The 13,989-nt window shown below is 68.8% G+C and carries 16 protein-coding genes; 15 read left to right on the top strand and 1 reads right to left on the bottom strand.

Annotated features, from left to right (window positions below):
* From tsaB to trmB, 11 genes are all read left to right on the top strand, one after another.
* Window positions 1-662: tRNA (adenosine(37)-N6)-threonylcarbamoyltransferase complex dimerization subunit type 1 TsaB (gene tsaB / locus Q7V15_RS00060; protein WP_370689749.1), on the top strand; the 662-nt coding region annotated here is incomplete at its 5' end.
* Window positions 659-1,111 (top strand): ribosomal protein S18-alanine N-acetyltransferase, encoded by a 453-nt coding sequence (gene rimI, locus Q7V15_RS00065; protein ID WP_304752625.1) that lies wholly within the window; start codon window positions 659-661, stop codon window positions 1,109-1,111. The genes tsaB and rimI, both read left to right, overlap by 4 nt.
* A gap of 36 nt (window positions 1,112-1,147) precedes the next feature.
* Entirely contained in the window at window positions 1,148-1,555 is a 408-nt protein-coding gene (locus Q7V15_RS00070) for a Fur family transcriptional regulator (RefSeq protein WP_304752627.1), read from the top strand.
* Between the two features lie 50 nt (window positions 1,556-1,605).
* Window positions 1,606-2,979 carry a tRNA (N6-isopentenyl adenosine(37)-C2)-methylthiotransferase MiaB gene (gene miaB, locus Q7V15_RS00075; RefSeq protein ID WP_304752630.1) on the top strand — a complete coding sequence of 458 codons (1,374 nt, stop codon included), beginning with the start codon at window positions 1,606-1,608 and terminating at the stop codon, window positions 2,977-2,979.
* Complete coding sequence (locus Q7V15_RS00080) at window positions 2,976-3,929, top strand: PhoH family protein (RefSeq protein WP_304752633.1); 954 nt, start codon at window positions 2,976-2,978, stop codon at window positions 3,927-3,929. The genes miaB and Q7V15_RS00080 overlap by 4 nt, the downstream gene beginning before the upstream one ends.
* Window positions 3,926-4,411: an rRNA maturation RNase YbeY gene (gene ybeY, locus Q7V15_RS00085; RefSeq protein WP_304752635.1), complete on the top strand. Its 486-nt coding sequence runs from the start codon at window positions 3,926-3,928 to the stop codon at window positions 4,409-4,411. The genes Q7V15_RS00080 and ybeY overlap by 4 nt, the downstream gene beginning before the upstream one ends.
* Complete coding sequence (locus Q7V15_RS00090; protein ID WP_304752637.1) at window positions 4,404-5,300, top strand: hemolysin family protein; 897 nt, start codon at window positions 4,404-4,406, stop codon at window positions 5,298-5,300. The genes ybeY and Q7V15_RS00090 overlap by 8 nt, the downstream gene beginning before the upstream one ends.
* A gap of 6 nt (window positions 5,301-5,306) precedes the next feature.
* Window positions 5,307-6,956: an apolipoprotein N-acyltransferase gene (gene lnt, locus Q7V15_RS00095; protein ID WP_304752640.1), complete on the top strand. Its 1,650-nt coding sequence runs from the start codon at window positions 5,307-5,309 to the stop codon at window positions 6,954-6,956.
* A gap of 9 nt (window positions 6,957-6,965) precedes the next feature.
* Complete coding sequence (locus tag Q7V15_RS00100) at window positions 6,966-7,412, top strand: helix-turn-helix domain-containing protein (protein WP_304752643.1); 447 nt, start codon at window positions 6,966-6,968, stop codon at window positions 7,410-7,412.
* Between the two features lie 100 nt (window positions 7,413-7,512).
* Window positions 7,513-8,733 (top strand): methionine adenosyltransferase, encoded by a 1,221-nt coding sequence (gene metK, locus Q7V15_RS00105; RefSeq protein WP_304752645.1) that lies wholly within the window; start codon window positions 7,513-7,515, stop codon window positions 8,731-8,733.
* 63 nt (window positions 8,734-8,796) lie between these two features.
* On the top strand, window positions 8,797-9,474 hold the full coding sequence (trmB, locus tag Q7V15_RS00110; RefSeq protein ID WP_304752647.1) for a tRNA (guanosine(46)-N7)-methyltransferase TrmB: 678 nt from the start codon (window positions 8,797-8,799) through the stop codon (window positions 9,472-9,474).
* Between the two features lie 61 nt (window positions 9,475-9,535).
* On the opposite strand, the gene ppa is transcribed toward trmB, so the two are convergent.
* Window positions 9,536-10,069, bottom strand: a complete 534-nt coding sequence (gene ppa / locus Q7V15_RS00115; protein ID WP_304752649.1) for an inorganic diphosphatase — start codon at window positions 10,067-10,069, stop codon at window positions 9,536-9,538.
* A gap of 315 nt (window positions 10,070-10,384) precedes the next feature.
* Between ppa and rimP the strand changes: the two genes are divergently transcribed.
* The 4 genes from rimP to Q7V15_RS00135 all read left to right on the top strand — a co-directional run.
* The gene (gene rimP / locus Q7V15_RS00120; protein WP_304752652.1) at window positions 10,385-10,933 is read left to right on the top strand and encodes a ribosome maturation factor RimP; all 549 of its coding nucleotides are present in this window, start codon (window positions 10,385-10,387) and stop codon (window positions 10,931-10,933) included.
* 4 nt (window positions 10,934-10,937) lie between these two features.
* Window positions 10,938-12,686: a transcription termination factor NusA gene (gene nusA, locus Q7V15_RS00125; RefSeq protein ID WP_304752654.1), complete on the top strand. Its 1,749-nt coding sequence runs from the start codon at window positions 10,938-10,940 to the stop codon at window positions 12,684-12,686.
* Between the two features lie 84 nt (window positions 12,687-12,770).
* Complete coding sequence (locus Q7V15_RS00130) at window positions 12,771-13,382, top strand: RNA-binding protein (protein WP_304752662.1); 612 nt, start codon at window positions 12,771-12,773, stop codon at window positions 13,380-13,382.
* Window positions 13,383-13,475: 93 nt separating this feature from the next.
* A partial coding sequence (locus tag Q7V15_RS00135; protein ID WP_304752657.1) for an IF-2-associated domain-containing protein occupies window positions 13,476-13,989 on the top strand: 514 nt, incomplete at its 3' end.

Consider the following 13,989-nt stretch of genomic DNA (forward strand, 5'->3'; position numbering starts at 1 on the left):
CCATGATCACCCTTGGCCTCGACACCTGCCTTGACGCCTGCTCGGCGGCGATCCTCCACGACGGGGTCGTGCGGGGCCAGATGAGCCACCCCATGGGCCGTGGCCATCAGGAGGCGATCGCACCGCTGGTGAAGGCGCTGATGGACGAGGCGGGGCTGGTCTTCCCAGATCTCGATCGGATCGGCGTCACCATCGGCCCGGGCTCGTTCACCGGCCTGCGGGTGGGTCTGGCCTTCGCCAAGGGATTGGGCGCGGCGCTTGGCCGGCCCGTGGTCGGGGTCGGGACCCTGGCGGCCCTGGCCGAACCCCTGGGCGACGCGCTGGTGTTCGCCCTCATCGATGCCCGGCGGGGCCAGGTCTATCTGCAGGCCTTCGCCGCCGGCCGGGCCCTGATGGCGCCCGACGCCCTGGATGTGGCGACCGCCGCGGCCCGGGTGGCCGAACTCTCGGGTGGCCGCGACTCGGTTCTGGTCGGCAGCGGCGGGCCGCTGCTGGCTGACCTGATGCCGGGCGCCCGCCTGGTCGCCGCGCCGGCCTGTGATCCCGCCGCCGTAGCCAGACTGGCCGCAGCCCAGGCGAGCCCGCCGGCGCCCCGCCCCCTCTATCTGCGGGCGCCCGACGCCCGACTGCCCGGCGGCGCGCCGGGACCGGACATGGCATGAGGCTCAGCCCCGCCGGACCCGAGGCCGCCCAGGCCCTGGCGGCCCTGCACGCCCAGGCCTTCGACAAGCCCTGGAGCGCCCAGGACATCGCCGCCCTGATCGGCGGCGCCGGCGCCTATGCGGTGATGGCGCAGGATGAGGCGCCGCTGGGCATGGTCATGTCGCGCATCCTGTTCGAGGAGGCCGAGATCCTGACCCTGGCCGTCGCGCCAGAGGCCCGGCGCCGGGGGGTCGGCGCGGCCCTGGTGAACGCCGCGGCGGGCCTCGCCCGGCAAGGCGGCGCGCTCAGCCTCGTACTGGAGGTGGGCGAGGATAATCCCGCCGCCATCGCCCTCTATGGCGCTGCCGGCTTCGCCCAGGTCGGGCGACGGCGGAACTACTATGATCGGGGCGGACGACAGATCGACGCCTTGTTGATGAGGCTCGATCTTAACAGCGAGCGCCCTTAGACCTATTCTCTAGGATCAGCGACCAGGAGGACCGGCGTGGATCGGATCGAAAATCTCTGCATCGAAAAAGGGATGCGCATGACCGAGCAGCGCCGGGTGATCGCCCGCGTGCTGTCGGCCGCCGATGACCACCCCGACGTGGAGGAGCTCTATCGACGCGCCCACCAGGTCGACCCACACATCTCCATCGCCACCGTCTATCGAACGGTGCGTCTGTTCGAGGAGTCCGGCATCATCGCCCGGCACGACTTCCGCGACGGCCGCTCGCGCTATGAGGAGGCCACCGATCACCACCACGATCACCTGATCGACATGAAGACCGGCAAGGTGGTGGAGTTCGTCGATCCCGAGATCGAGGCCCTGCAGGAGGCCATCGCCCGCAAGCTGGGCTACCGGCTGGTGGACCACCGCCTCGAGCTCTACGGCATGCCCATTGAGGACTAGGGGGCCGGGAACCGCTTGAACCCCTGGCCCCGGAACCCCATAAGGCCAGAATGTCCATACCCGCGCCCCTGAAGCGCCTCTTCATCAAGACCTATGGCTGTCAGATGAATGTCTATGACAGCGAGCGCATGGCCGATGTGCTGGCGCCGCTGGGCTATGGCATGACCGACAGCCCCGAGGGCGCGGACCTGGTGGTGCTGAACACCTGCCACATCCGTGAAAAGGCCACCGAGAAGGTCTATTCCGAACTCGGCCAGATCAAGCTGATGAAGCAGGCCCGCCAGGCGGAGGGTCAGAGCATGACCATCGCCGTGGCCGGCTGCGTCGCCCAGGCCGAGGGCGAAGAGATCATGCGCCGCCAGCCGGCGGTGGACCTGGTGGTCGGCCCCCAGGCCTATCACCAGCTGCCCGAGCTGATCGCCCGCACCCACCGGGCCCGGGGCGAGCGTCTGGCCGCCGACTTTGCGGCCGAGGACAAGTTCGACGCCCTGCCGGCCGAGCGCAATCCCACCGGCGTCACCGCCTTCCTCACTGTCCAGGAGGGCTGCGACAAGTTCTGCACCTTCTGCGTGGTGCCCTATACCCGCGGCGCCGAATGGTCGCGGCCGGCGGCCGCCATCCTGGCCGAGGCCGAAAGCCTCGCCCGCCAGGGCGTGCGCGAGGTCACCCTGCTGGGTCAGAACGTCAACGCCTATCGCGATCCGGACGCCGGCGGCGGGCTGGCCGCGCTGGCCCGGGCGCTGGCTCGGATTCCCGGCCTTGATCGCATCCGCTACACCACCAGCCATCCCCGGGACATGGGCGAGGACCTGATCGCCGCCCATGGGGAGCTTGAGGCCCTGATGCCCTTCCTGCACCTGCCGGTGCAGTCGGGCTCGGACCGCATCCTCAAGGCCATGAACCGCGGCCACACGGTGGAGACCTATCTGCGACTGATCGAGAAGATCCGCACGGCAAGGCCCGACATCGCCATCTCCTCGGACTATATCGTCGGCTTCCCCGGCGAGCGGGAGGCCGACTTCGAGGCGACGCTTTCCCTGGTGCGCCAGATGGACCACGCCAGCGCGTTTTCGTTCAAATATTCCCGCCGCCCCGGCACGCCCGCCTCGGCCCTGCCCGGCCAGGTTCCTGAAGAGGTCATGTCCGATCGGCTGGCCCGGCTGCAGGCGGTCCTCGACGAACAGCAGATCGCCTTCAACGCCGCCCAGGTGGGACGCACCCTGCCGGTGCTGTTTGAGCGGGTGGGTCGGCATGAGGGCCAGCTGGTGGGCCGCAGCCCCTATCTGCAGGGGGTCCACGCCGTCGCCGACGCCGCACTGATCGGCCAGATCGCGCCTGTGCGCATCGAGGGCGCGAGCAAGAACAGTCTTTCGGGCGTTATGGCTGAAAAGCCGCAGCCTGCGCCCGCCCTGGAGACAATTTGAGCCGCGCCCCGGAATTCATCGTGCTGACCGATACGGCCGCCCGCGCGGTCAGCGGCGCCAACAGCCGCCATGCCGCCCTGATCGAGGACGCCTTCGGGGTCCTGGTGGAGACCCCGGGCGGGGGCGTCCAGCTGAGCGGCGACTCCAAGTCCCGCGGCATGGCCAAACGCGCCATCCAGTCCCTGGCCAGCCGCGCCGATCAGGGTCTTGAGATCAATGAGGCCGATGTCCGCGTCGCCATCGGTCAGGCCCGCATCGGGGCCGGCGCGGCGCCTGGGGGCCTGCCCACCGGCCGAAGAGGCCAGGTGGCGCCCAAGACCCCGGCCCAGGCCCGCTATCTGAAGGCGCTCGCCGATCATCCCCTGGTGTTTGGCCTCGGTCCGGCCGGCACGGGCAAGACCTTCCTGGCCGTGGCCCATGGGGCGGGCCTGCTGCTGCGCGGCGAGGTGGACCGGCTGATTGTCAGCCGCCCGGCCGTCGAGGCGGGCGAGCGCCTGGGCTTCCTGCCCGGCGACCTGTCGGAAAAGGTCGATCCCTATATGGCGCCCGTCTGGGAGGCGCTGACCGACATCATGGGGGTGGACCAGTTCCGCCGCCGTCGGGAGAAGGGGGAGATCGAGCTGGCGCCCATCGCCTTCATGCGCGGCCGCACCCTGTCCCACGCCTTTGTCATCGTTGACGAGGCGCAGAACGCCACCCGGCTGCAGATGAAGATGGTGCTGACTCGCCTGGGCGAAGGCGCCCGCATGGTCATAACGGGCGACCCCAGCCAGGTGGACCTCGCCAATGTCCGCGACTCTGGCCTCGCCCACGCCGTCTCCCTGCTGGATGGGGTCGAGGGGGTGGGCGTCGCCCGTTTCGCCGCCGAGGATGTGGTCCGCCACCCGCTGGTCGAGCGCATCGTGCGGGCCTATGAGGCCGACGCCGCCATGAACGGACGCCCCGATTGATCGATATCGAGATTGAGGACGACGCCTGGGCCGAGGCCCTGCCGGACGCCATCATCCTGGTGCGGGCCGCGGCGCTGGCCGCCCTGGACGGCGCCCAGGCGCGACCGAAGGACGCAGGCGCGGAGTCCGGCCTGGTGGCCGTGCTGCTGACCGACGACGAGGCGGTGGCCGAGCTGAACGCCGAATATCGGCGCAAATCGGGACCCACCAATGTGCTGTCCTTTCCGGCGGCGCAGAATCCTGAGGGTTTTCTGGGCGATCTGGCCCTGGCCTATGGGGTCTGCGCCCAGGAAGCCGAGCAGCAGAACAAGTCCCTGGCCGACCATTTGCAGCACCTTGTGGCGCACGGGGTCCTGCATCTTGTAGGCTACGACCATATGAACGAGGACGAGGCCGCCGACATGGAGGGCCTGGAGCGGCGAATACTCGCCGGCCTGGGCGTTCCAGATCCCTATGCGGCCGAACAGGGAGACCATGACTAGCTCGGAAGATCGAAGTCCGCCCGAACCCGATCCCCCCCGACAGGGGAACGGGTTTCGGGCCATTCTGAAACGGTTCGGCCGCCATGGCGCGACCCCAGAACAGGCGGACAGTCCCGCCGAACCTGAAAACCGCATGGTGCGGCAGGCCGTGGCCTTCCAGTCCCTGCGGGTCGACGATGTGATGACGCCGCGGGCCGACATCGTCGCCGTCGAACTGACCACCCCCTTTGGCGAGGTGGTCGATCGCTTCATCGACGCCGAGCATTCCCGGATGCCGATCTACCGCGAGACCCTGGACGATCCCGTGGGCGTGGTTCACGTCAAGGACGTCTTCCGGCTGCTTTCGGCCAATGGCGCCGGCCCCAAGGCCGAGGACGCCTTCCTCCATCGGGTTCGCCGGGACGCCCTCTATGTGCCAGCCTCCATGCGCGCCGCCGACCTGCTGCTGCAGATGCAGGCCGCCCGCACCCATATGGCCCTGGTCATCGACGAGTTCGGCGGCACCGATGGCCTGGTCACCCTGGAAGATCTGATCGAGGCCGTGGTCGGCGACATCGACGACGAACACGACGTGGCCCAGGCCAAGTCCATCATCGCCCGCCCCGGTGGGGTCTTCGAGGCCGACGCCCGCACCCCCCTGGAAGAACTCGAGACCGCCGTGGGCCAGGCCCTGGCGCCCCCGGACTTCGAGGAGGAGATCGACACGGTCGCGGGCCTGGTCACCGCCCTGGCGGGCCGCGTGCCCCAGCGCGGCGAGCTGATCGCCCATCCGGCGGGCTTCGAGCTCCAGGTGCTGGACGCCGATCCCCGGCGGGTGAAGCGGGTGCGCCTGCGACCCACCCCAAGCCTTTCAGCCGTCGCCACGCCTTCGGCCCCAGACGTCGACTAGGCCCCCTTGCAACGTCTCGCCTCCCTTTACCGCCATCTTGAAGGCCACAGCCTGGGAAGGGCTGGGCTCGCCCTGGGGGCTGGACTGGCCGCGGCCCTGGCCCATCCGCCCTTTGGGGTTCTGCCGGGCCTGTTGGGCTTTGCGGTCATCCTGCGTCTGGCTGATCAGGCGAGCCCCCGGCGCCCTTTGGCCTCGGCCTTTTTCCGGGGCTGGCTGGCGGGACTGGGCTATTTCGCCCTCAGCGTCTGGTGGGTGACCGAGGCCTTTCTTGTGGACGCGGCGGCGCACGGCTGGATGGCGCCCTTCGCCCTGGTCCTGCTGGCGGGCGGTCTGGCCCTCTTCTGGGGCGGCGGGATCTGGCTCTATCGCCTGGCGAGGCCGCAGGGGCCTGCGCGCATGCTGGTCTTCGCCGGCGCCCTGGCCCTGGCCGAGTGGACGCGGGGCCACATCTTCACCGGCTTTCCGTGGAACCTGCCCGGCGAGGCCTGGCGGGCCGGGGGCGCCCCGTCCCAGACCGCGGCCCTGGTGGGCGCCTACGGCCTGACCTGGATCACCCTGGCCCTGGCGGCGACGCCGGCCGTGTTGCCGGGGCTCGCCCGCCGCCAGGCCTTGGCGGTGAGCGGCGCGGCGATCGCCGTGCTGGCCGGCCTCTATGGCGGCGGCGCCTGGCGGCTGGCCACCGCGCCCGCCCCACGGGACACTGCGCCGCTGGTTCGCATCGTCCAGGCCGATGTGGATCAGAAGACCAAGTGGCGGCCGGAAAACCTCGACCTCATCTTTGATGACTATGTGCGCCTGAGCGCCCTGCCGGCGCCTCGGCGACCAGACGTGGTCATCTGGCCTGAAGGCGCCCTGCCGGCCGTGATCGACGATCTGCTGGCGCCTGGCCAGCCCTATCCTGTGGTCCTGGCGCAGACCTTCGCCCCAGGCCAGGTGCTCATGCTGGGCGCCAACAGGGTGGGCTTGGGCGAGAATGGCGCGTTCGACTACTTCAACACCCTGGTGGCCTTTCGGCGGATGGAGACCCCTGGGCTGGAGGTGGTGGGCATTTATGACAAGCACCGGCTCGTGCCCTTTGGCGAATACCTGCCGTTTGGGGACACCATGACCCGGCTGGGTCTGCGCAGCCTGGTCAACATGCCCGCCGACTTCACCCCGGGACCACCCCCCCAGCCCCTGACGCTGCCGGGGTTGCCGCCGGTGCAGCCGCTGATCTGCTATGAGGCCCTCTTTCCGCGCTTCACCGCCCAGGCCGGGGTTCGGGGCGGCATCCGCGCCGAGTGGATCCTCAATGTCTCCAACGACGCCTGGTTCGGCGCCACCAGCGGTCCCTGGCAGCACCTGAACCTGGCCAGTTACCGGGCCATCGAAGAGGGGCTGCCCATGGTGCGCTCCACCCCCACCGGCGTCTCAGGGGTGATCGACTCCCGGGGACGGCTGCAGGCCGGGGCCTGGATGAGCCAGGGACGCCGCGGCGTGATTGACGCTCAACTCCCCCCGCCGGAGGGGCCCACGCCCTTCTCTCGCCTGGGCGCCCTGCCCTTCGCCATCATGCTGCTCGTTTCGGGGGCGATCGTCGGCGTTTCCTTCATCCGCCGTCGCGGGCGAGGGGCGGGTCGGCCGCATGACTTTGCGAACGTCGCGCAGGTCGACTAAGGGATCGCCATGACCAAGGACCTCGATCTGGACCGCGCGCCCAATCCCGTGGATCGCCATGTGGGGTTGCGAATCCGGTTGCGGCGCAAGGAGTTGGGGATCAGCCAGGAGCGTCTGGCCGAGTCCATCGGCCTGACCTTTCAACAGGTTCAGAAATACGAGCGCGCCGCCAATCGCGTCAGCGCCTCCAAGCTCTGGGAGATGGCCCGGGCCCTGAAGACCTCGGTCTCCTATTTCTATGAGGGTCTCGGCGACCCCTGGGGCCCCGCCCTGCGCGACAGCGAGGACGGCCGCGACGCGGTGCACGACTTCCTGCTCACCGTGGAAGGCATGGAGCTGGCCACCCTGTTTCCCCGGGTCCGCCAGGCCAAGGTCCGCCGCCGGTTGCTGGACCTGGTGCGAACCATGGCCGACGAGGGCGATTTGGCCGAGGCCGGCGCCTCAGAAGAAGTCTGACCACGGCGCTTGCGGGATATAAGGATTTCTTTATAGGGTGCGCGGCAAGTTGCCGGCCCGCCGCGCGCGCGGCCGCCGTCGCCTGACCGGAGCCCTGATTTTGAGCCGTTCCTCCTACATCTTCACCAGCGAAAGCGTCTCTGAAGGCCATCCCGACAAGGTCGCCGATCGGATCTCCGACACGGTGGTCGACGCCTTCATCGCCGCCGAACCCCAGGCGCGCGTCGCCTGCGAGACCCTGGTGACCACCAATCGGATCGTCCTGGCCGGGGAAGTCCGCGCCGGACGACCTGGGGCGTCCAAGGCCGAGAACAAGGCTCTGACAAAAGAGATCGTCAAAAGCCTGGAGCCCAAGGTCCGGCAGGCGGTCAAGGACATCGGTTACGAACAGAAGGGCTTTCACTGGGAAAAGGCGAAGTTCGCCTGCTACCTGCATCCCCAGTCCGAACACATCGCCCAGGGCGTCGACGCCAACGACAAGAAGGACGAGGGCGCGGGCGACCAGGGCATCATGTTTGGCTATGCCTGCGACGAGACGCCGGAGCTGATGCCGGCGGCCCTGCAATATTCCCACAACATCCTGCGCCGCCTGGCCGAGGTCCGGCATTCCGGCGAATGCTCGGTTCTGGAGCCGGACGCCAAGAGCCAGGTGACCCTGCGCTATGAGGACGGCAAGCCTGTCGAAGTGCTGAAGATCGTCGTCTCGACCCAGCACAAGAAGAAGATCGGCCTGCACAGCGCGACCCCCAAGCGCATCCAGGAGCTGATCAAACCCTATGTCGAGGGCGTGATCCCCGACGGGCTGATCACCCGCAAGACCCAATGGCTCGTGAACCCCACCGGCAAGTTCGAGATCGGCGGCCCCGACGGCGACGCCGGCCTGACCGGCCGCAAGATCATTGTCGACACCTATGGCGGCGCAGCCCCCCACGGCGGCGGCGCCTTCTCGGGCAAGGATCCCACCAAGGTGGACCGTTCGGCCGCCTATGCCTGCCGCTACCTGGCCAAGAACGTGGTCGCCGCGGGTCTGGCCCGCCGCTGCACCATCCAGATCAGCTACGCCATCGGCGTGGCTCAGCCCCTGTCCTTCTATGTGGATCTGCACGGGGAAGAATCGGTGGATCCGGCCAAGCTGGAGCGCGCCCTGCCCGAGCTGATCGGCGGCGCCACGCCGCGGGCGATCCGCGAGCACCTGGGCCTCAACCGGCCGATCTACGCCCGCACCGCGGCCTATGGCCACTTCGGCCGCGCCCCGGACGCCGATGGCGGTTTCTCCTGGGAGAAGACCGACCTGATCGACCAGCTGAAAAGCCTGGCCTGAGCCTGATGAACCGGCGCGCCGCCCCGCGACAGGGGCCGCGCGTCGGTCTATGGCTTCATCCCCATGACGTCTGATCCTCATCCCCCGATGCGCTCCTTCGGGCGCATCAAGTCGCGGCCGATCAAGCCGCGGCAGGCGGCCCTGATGGACAGCCTGCTGCCGCAGATCCGCTGTCCAGCCGAGGCATTTGACCCCAGGCGGCTGAAGCCGGACGCCGAGGCGGTCTGGCTGGAGATCGGCTTTGGCGGCGGCGAGCATATGGCCGCCCAGGCGGCCCGCACGCCTGGAACCCTGATCCTGGGCGCCGAGCCCTTTCAGAACGGCGTGGCCAGCGCCCTGCGCCACCTTGACGAACAGGGACTGCAGAATGTCCGGCTCCACGATGGGGATGTCCGCGACCTGATGGCGAGGCTGCCGGACGCCTGCCTTGACCGGGTCTTCATCCTGTTTCCCGATCCCTGGCCCAAGGCCCGGCACAACAAGCGCCGGCTGGTCCAGGCCGAACTGATCGCCGACCTGGCCCGGCTGATGAAGCCCGGGGCTCGGCTGCGCTTCGCCACCGACTGGGCCGACTATGCCGACTGGACCCTGGAGCGGTTCGCGGCCAGTCCGCACTTCGCCTGGGACGCCGAGCGGGCCGATGACTGGCGCAAGCCGCCAGCCGACCACATCACCACCCGCTATGAGGAAAAAGGCCTGGGGGACTGCGCCCCCGTCTTCCTGGACTTCGTTCGCCGGTAGCGCACAAAAAAAGGGCGGCCCCGGAAACGGCCGCCCTCCCAGACCCCGGCGACGGGTCCGTCTATTTGTGGTTCAGCGCCCGCTCGATGCCAGCGCGGATCAGGGCGGCGGTCTCGTCCGGATCGGCCCAGCGAACGATGTCGACACTCTTGCCCTTCTCCAGATCCTTATAGTGCTTGAAGAAGTGGGCGATCTGCTCGGTGAGGATGGTCGGCAGGCCGCGCCAGGATTCGACGCCCGTATAGAAGGGGTGCAGCTGGTCCACCGGCACGGCCAGGACCTTTTCGTCAGCGCCCGCCTCATCGACCATCATCAGGGTGCCCACGGGACGGCAGCGGATGATCGCGCCGGGCACCACAGGCGTCGGACCCACCACCATGACATCCATCGGGTCGCCGTCTTCGGACAGGGTGTGGGGGATGAAGCCGTAATTGCCCGGATAGAACATGGCGGTGTGCAGGAACCGGTCGACCATGAGCGCGCCCGACTCCTTGTCGAGCTCGTACTTCACCGGCTCGCCGCCCTGCGGGATCTCGATGATGGCGTTGACGTCGTAGGGCGGGTTCACGCCGATGGCGATCTTGGAAAGGTCCATGTTCGAAATGACTCTTGTGATCTGTCTCGGGGAGGAGAAGCGCCTCCATAGGGCCAAAACCCCGCGGGGGAAACGGGTTTGGCGCCCGTCACCCGCCCCGGACGGACCGATCCGACAGGGCGGGGCGGCCCGCGCAGGGCCGCGGCCGTCCGGCGTCGGAGGTTTCCTCCTGCCGCCGGCGGCCACTGGGAGGATGACAAGTCGCTTCAAGGGGCCTATATTTGCCCCAACATCGTCCGATAGCGCTGGATAGCGCTTTCGAGCGGCGGGCTCCGGCCCAGCCGCTTTTTTCTTTGCCTGAGGACGGCTGGAGTGATGCGCGGCAAGACCGCAGAAGACCTGGGACTGCTTGAGCTGCTCGACCCCGTGGCCGAGGCCAGCGGCTATGAGATCGTGCGCCTGCGCCTGATGGGCGGCTCCGAGCAGCGTCGACTGCAGATCATGGCCGAGACCCCCGAGGGGATCATGAATGTCGAGGACTGCGCCGCCCTGTCGCGGGCGATCTCCGAGGTCATGGACGCCGCCGACCCGATCACGGGCGAATATGTCCTGGAAGTCTCTTCGCCTGGGGTCGATCGGCCCCTGACCCGGCTGAAGGACTTTGACACCTATGAAGGCTACGAGGCCCGGCTGGAGCTGGACCGCATGGCCGAGGGCCGCAAGCGCTTTCGCGGCGTGCTGGCCGGAACCGACGAGGGCCAGGTCTGCCTGGACCTTGAGGGCGAGGAGGACACGGTCCTTGTGCCCTTCGACTGGATCGCCGAGGCCAAGCTGGTCCTCAGCGACGAACTGCTGAAACGGGGAGCCGAACAGCGCGCCCAGCGCCTGGCCTCCGACGCCCCTGCATCCCACCAAGAGGATTGAACCCATGAGCCTGACCGGCATCTCCGCCAACCGGCTGGAGCTTCTGCAGATCGCCGAGGCGGTGGCCCGCGAGAAATCGATCGACAAGGAAATCGTCATCGAGGCGATCGAAGAGGCGATCCAGAAGGGAGCGCGCTCCCGCTATGGCGCCGAGCACGACATTCGGGTGAACATTGATCCCAAGACCGGCGAGACCATCATCAAGCGCGTGGTCACCGTCGTGGCCGACGACGCCGCCTGGGATGAGGAAGCCGGCGAAGAGGCGCCCCCCGGGGTCATGCGTCTGGCCGAGGCCCTGCGCGCCGACCCCAAGGCCCATGTGGGACAGGTCTTCGAGGAGATTCTGCCGCCCTTCGAATTCGGCCGAGTCCAGACCCAGATGGCCCGCCAGGTGGTCACGGGCAAGGTCCGGGAGGCTGAGCGCGAGCGCCAGTATGAAGAGTTCAAGGACCGGGTCGGCGAGATCATCAGCGGCGCGGTCAAGCGGGTCGAATACGGCAATGTGGTCGTCGATCTGGGCCGTGGCGAAGGCATCATGCGCCGGGACCAGTCGATCCCCCGCGAGAACTTCAACATCGGCGACCGGGTCCGCTGCTACATCTATGACGTCCGGCGCGAGGCCAAGGGTCCGCAGATCCTGCTCTCCCGCGCCCATGGCGGCTTCATGGCCAAGCTGTTCGCCCAGGAAGTGCCTGAGGTCTATGACGGGGTGATCGAGATCCGCGCCGTGGCCCGCGATCCGGGCAGCCGCGCCAAGATGGCCGTGGTCTCCAACGACTCTTCCATCGATCCCGTCGGCGCCTGCGTCGGCATGCGCGGCAGCCGGGTCCAGGCCGTGGTCGCCGAGCTGCAGGGCGAGAAGATCGACATCATCCAGTGGAGCCCGGACGAGCCCACCTTCATCGTCAATGCGCTCGCCCCGGCCGAGGTGTCCAAGGTGGTGCTGGACGAGGAGGATGAGCGCGTCGAGGTGGTTGTTCCCGACGAGCAGCTGTCCCTGGCCATCGGCCGTCGCGGCCAGAATGTCCGCCTGGCCAGCCAGCTGACCGGCTGGCAGATCGACATCATGACCGAGAGCCAGGAGAGCGAGCGCCGTCAGCGCGAGTTCGCCGAGCGCACCGCCCTGTTCCAGGAAGCCCTGGACGTGGACGAGGTCATCGCCCAGCTGCTGGTCACCGAGGGCTTCGCCACCGTCGAGGACGTGGCCTATGTGGAGACCGCCGAAGTGGCCTCCATCGAAGGCTTCGACGAGGACACCGCCGAAGAGATTCAAGCCCGCGCCCGGGACTTCCTGGACCGTGAGGCCGCAGAACTCGACGCCAAGCGCAAGGCGCTGGGGGTCGAGGACGGGCTGCTGGAGATCGGCGGGGTCACCCTGCCCATCGCCGTGGCCCTGGGCGAAGGCGGCGTGAAGACCGTCGAGGACCTGGCTGACCTGACGCCGGACGACCTGCGGGGCTGGTACGAAAATCGTGGCGGCGAGCGGGTCCGGGAATCCGGCATCCTGGAGAGCTTTGGCCTGGAGCCCGCCGACGCCGAGGCCCTGATCGTCAGGGCCCGGGTGGCCATGGGCTGGATCGAGGCGCCGCCGGAGCCCGAACCCGATCTCGACGAGATCGCCCCGGAGCTCACCGAGGAGGAGATGGTGTTTGGTCGCGCCGGCGCCGCCAGCCCGGCCCCCGTCGAGGCTGAAGGCGAGGCTGAGGCGGAAGCTGAAGTCGAGGCTGCGGCCGAGGTCGAAGACGAGAACTAGCGCCCCGTGTCCGAACCCGATCCGAACGTACAAGACCCAGAGCCTCAGGACTCGGCTGTCACGTCCCGGGTCGGGCCGGCCACCCTGGCGCAGGCCGCCCGCGCCCGACGCGATGTGGTCACCGGCGAAACCCGCGCGGAGTCGGCTCTGATCCGGTTCGTCATCGCCCCCGATGGGGCGGTGACGCCGGACCTGGGGCGCAAGCTGCCGGGCCGCGGCGTCTGGGTCGCGGCCGACCGGGTTTCGGTGGAGACGGCCGCGCGAAAGAACCTGTTCGCCCGCTCAGCCAAGACCCAGGCCAAGGCGCCCGCGGAACTGGCCGACCAGGTCGAGACGCTCCTGCGCCGCCGCGTTCTCGACGGCCTTGGACTTGCGCGACGCAGTGGGACGCTTATCTCAGGCTTTGAGAAGGTTTCGGCGGCCCTGACCTCGGGCCAGGCCGCCTGGTTGATCGAGGCCGCCGACGGCGCCCCGGACGGCCGTCGCAAGATTTTCGCCGCCTTTCGGCGATCTCCACGCCCCGTGGGTCTGCTGGGCCTCTTCACCTCGGCGGAATTGGGTTTGGCCTTGGGGCTGGAGAATGTGATACACACCGCCTTCCTTGCGGGGCGAACCGCCGATCGCTGGGCCCTGGAAGTCCAGCGCCTGGCGGGGTTTCGCCCGCTCCTTCCAGAGAGTTGGCGCGAGGAGCCGTGACGGGGCGGGCGGAACTTTGCGGTTCCGCGCGTCACGTCTGTTTGGACGATTAGAAGACGACCGGCTCATCCGGTCGGCAAGTAAAGCGAGCGCATGAGCGACGACAAAGACAACGGCCGAGCCCCTGGCGGACGCCCGCCTCTGACCCTTAAGCCCCGCGGTGCGGGCTCGGTCAGCGCAGGGACGGTGAAGCAGAGCTTCAGCCATGGCCGCTCCAAGACAGTGGTCGTGGAGACCAAGCGTCCGCGCACGCACGTGCCGGCGCCGAGCAACCTTGCGGGTCCGTCGTCCTCCGAACGACGCGGATCAGACTCCCGTCCTGCGCCCCGGGGTTCAGGCGATGCGTCTGGCCTGTCGAGCGAAGAGCTGCGTGCGCGCCAGAACGCCATTGAGCGCGCCCGTGAAGCCGCCCTGGCTGCGGCTGAAGCCAAGGCCCGCGAGGAACGCGCCCGCGTCGAACGCGAGGCGGCCGCCAAGGCCGCCGCCGCACAGGAACAGGCGGCGGCCCAGGTCGCCGAGGCCAAGCCTGCCGCTGAAGCGCCTTCGGCGCCCTCAACTCCAACCACCGCAGCAGCGCCTGCCGCCCCGGTCGAGGCCAAGAGCGAGC

It is taken from the genome of Phenylobacterium sp., assembly GCF_030651755.1.
Lineage (GTDB): Bacteria > Pseudomonadota > Alphaproteobacteria > Caulobacterales > Caulobacteraceae > Phenylobacterium.

Coding starts and splice junctions, on each gene's coding strand:
- rimI (WP_304752625.1), top strand. CDS start 659: ATGAGGCTCAGCCCCGCCGGACCCGAGGCCGCCCAGGCCCTGGCGGCC.
- miaB (WP_304752630.1), top strand. CDS start 1,606: ATGTCCATACCCGCGCCCCTGAAGCGCCTCTTCATCAAGACCTATGGC.
- Q7V15_RS00090 (WP_304752637.1), top strand. CDS start 4,404: ATGACTAGCTCGGAAGATCGAAGTCCGCCCGAACCCGATCCCCCCCGA.
- Q7V15_RS00100 (WP_304752643.1), top strand. CDS start 6,966: ATGACCAAGGACCTCGATCTGGACCGCGCGCCCAATCCCGTGGATCGC.
- trmB (WP_304752647.1), top strand. CDS start 8,797: ATGACGTCTGATCCTCATCCCCCGATGCGCTCCTTCGGGCGCATCAAG.
- ppa (WP_304752649.1), bottom strand. CDS start 10,069: ATGGACCTTTCCAAGATCGCCATCGGCGTGAACCCGCCCTACGACGTC.
- rimP (WP_304752652.1), top strand. CDS start 10,385: ATGCGCGGCAAGACCGCAGAAGACCTGGGACTGCTTGAGCTGCTCGAC.
- nusA (WP_304752654.1), top strand. CDS start 10,938: ATGAGCCTGACCGGCATCTCCGCCAACCGGCTGGAGCTTCTGCAGATC.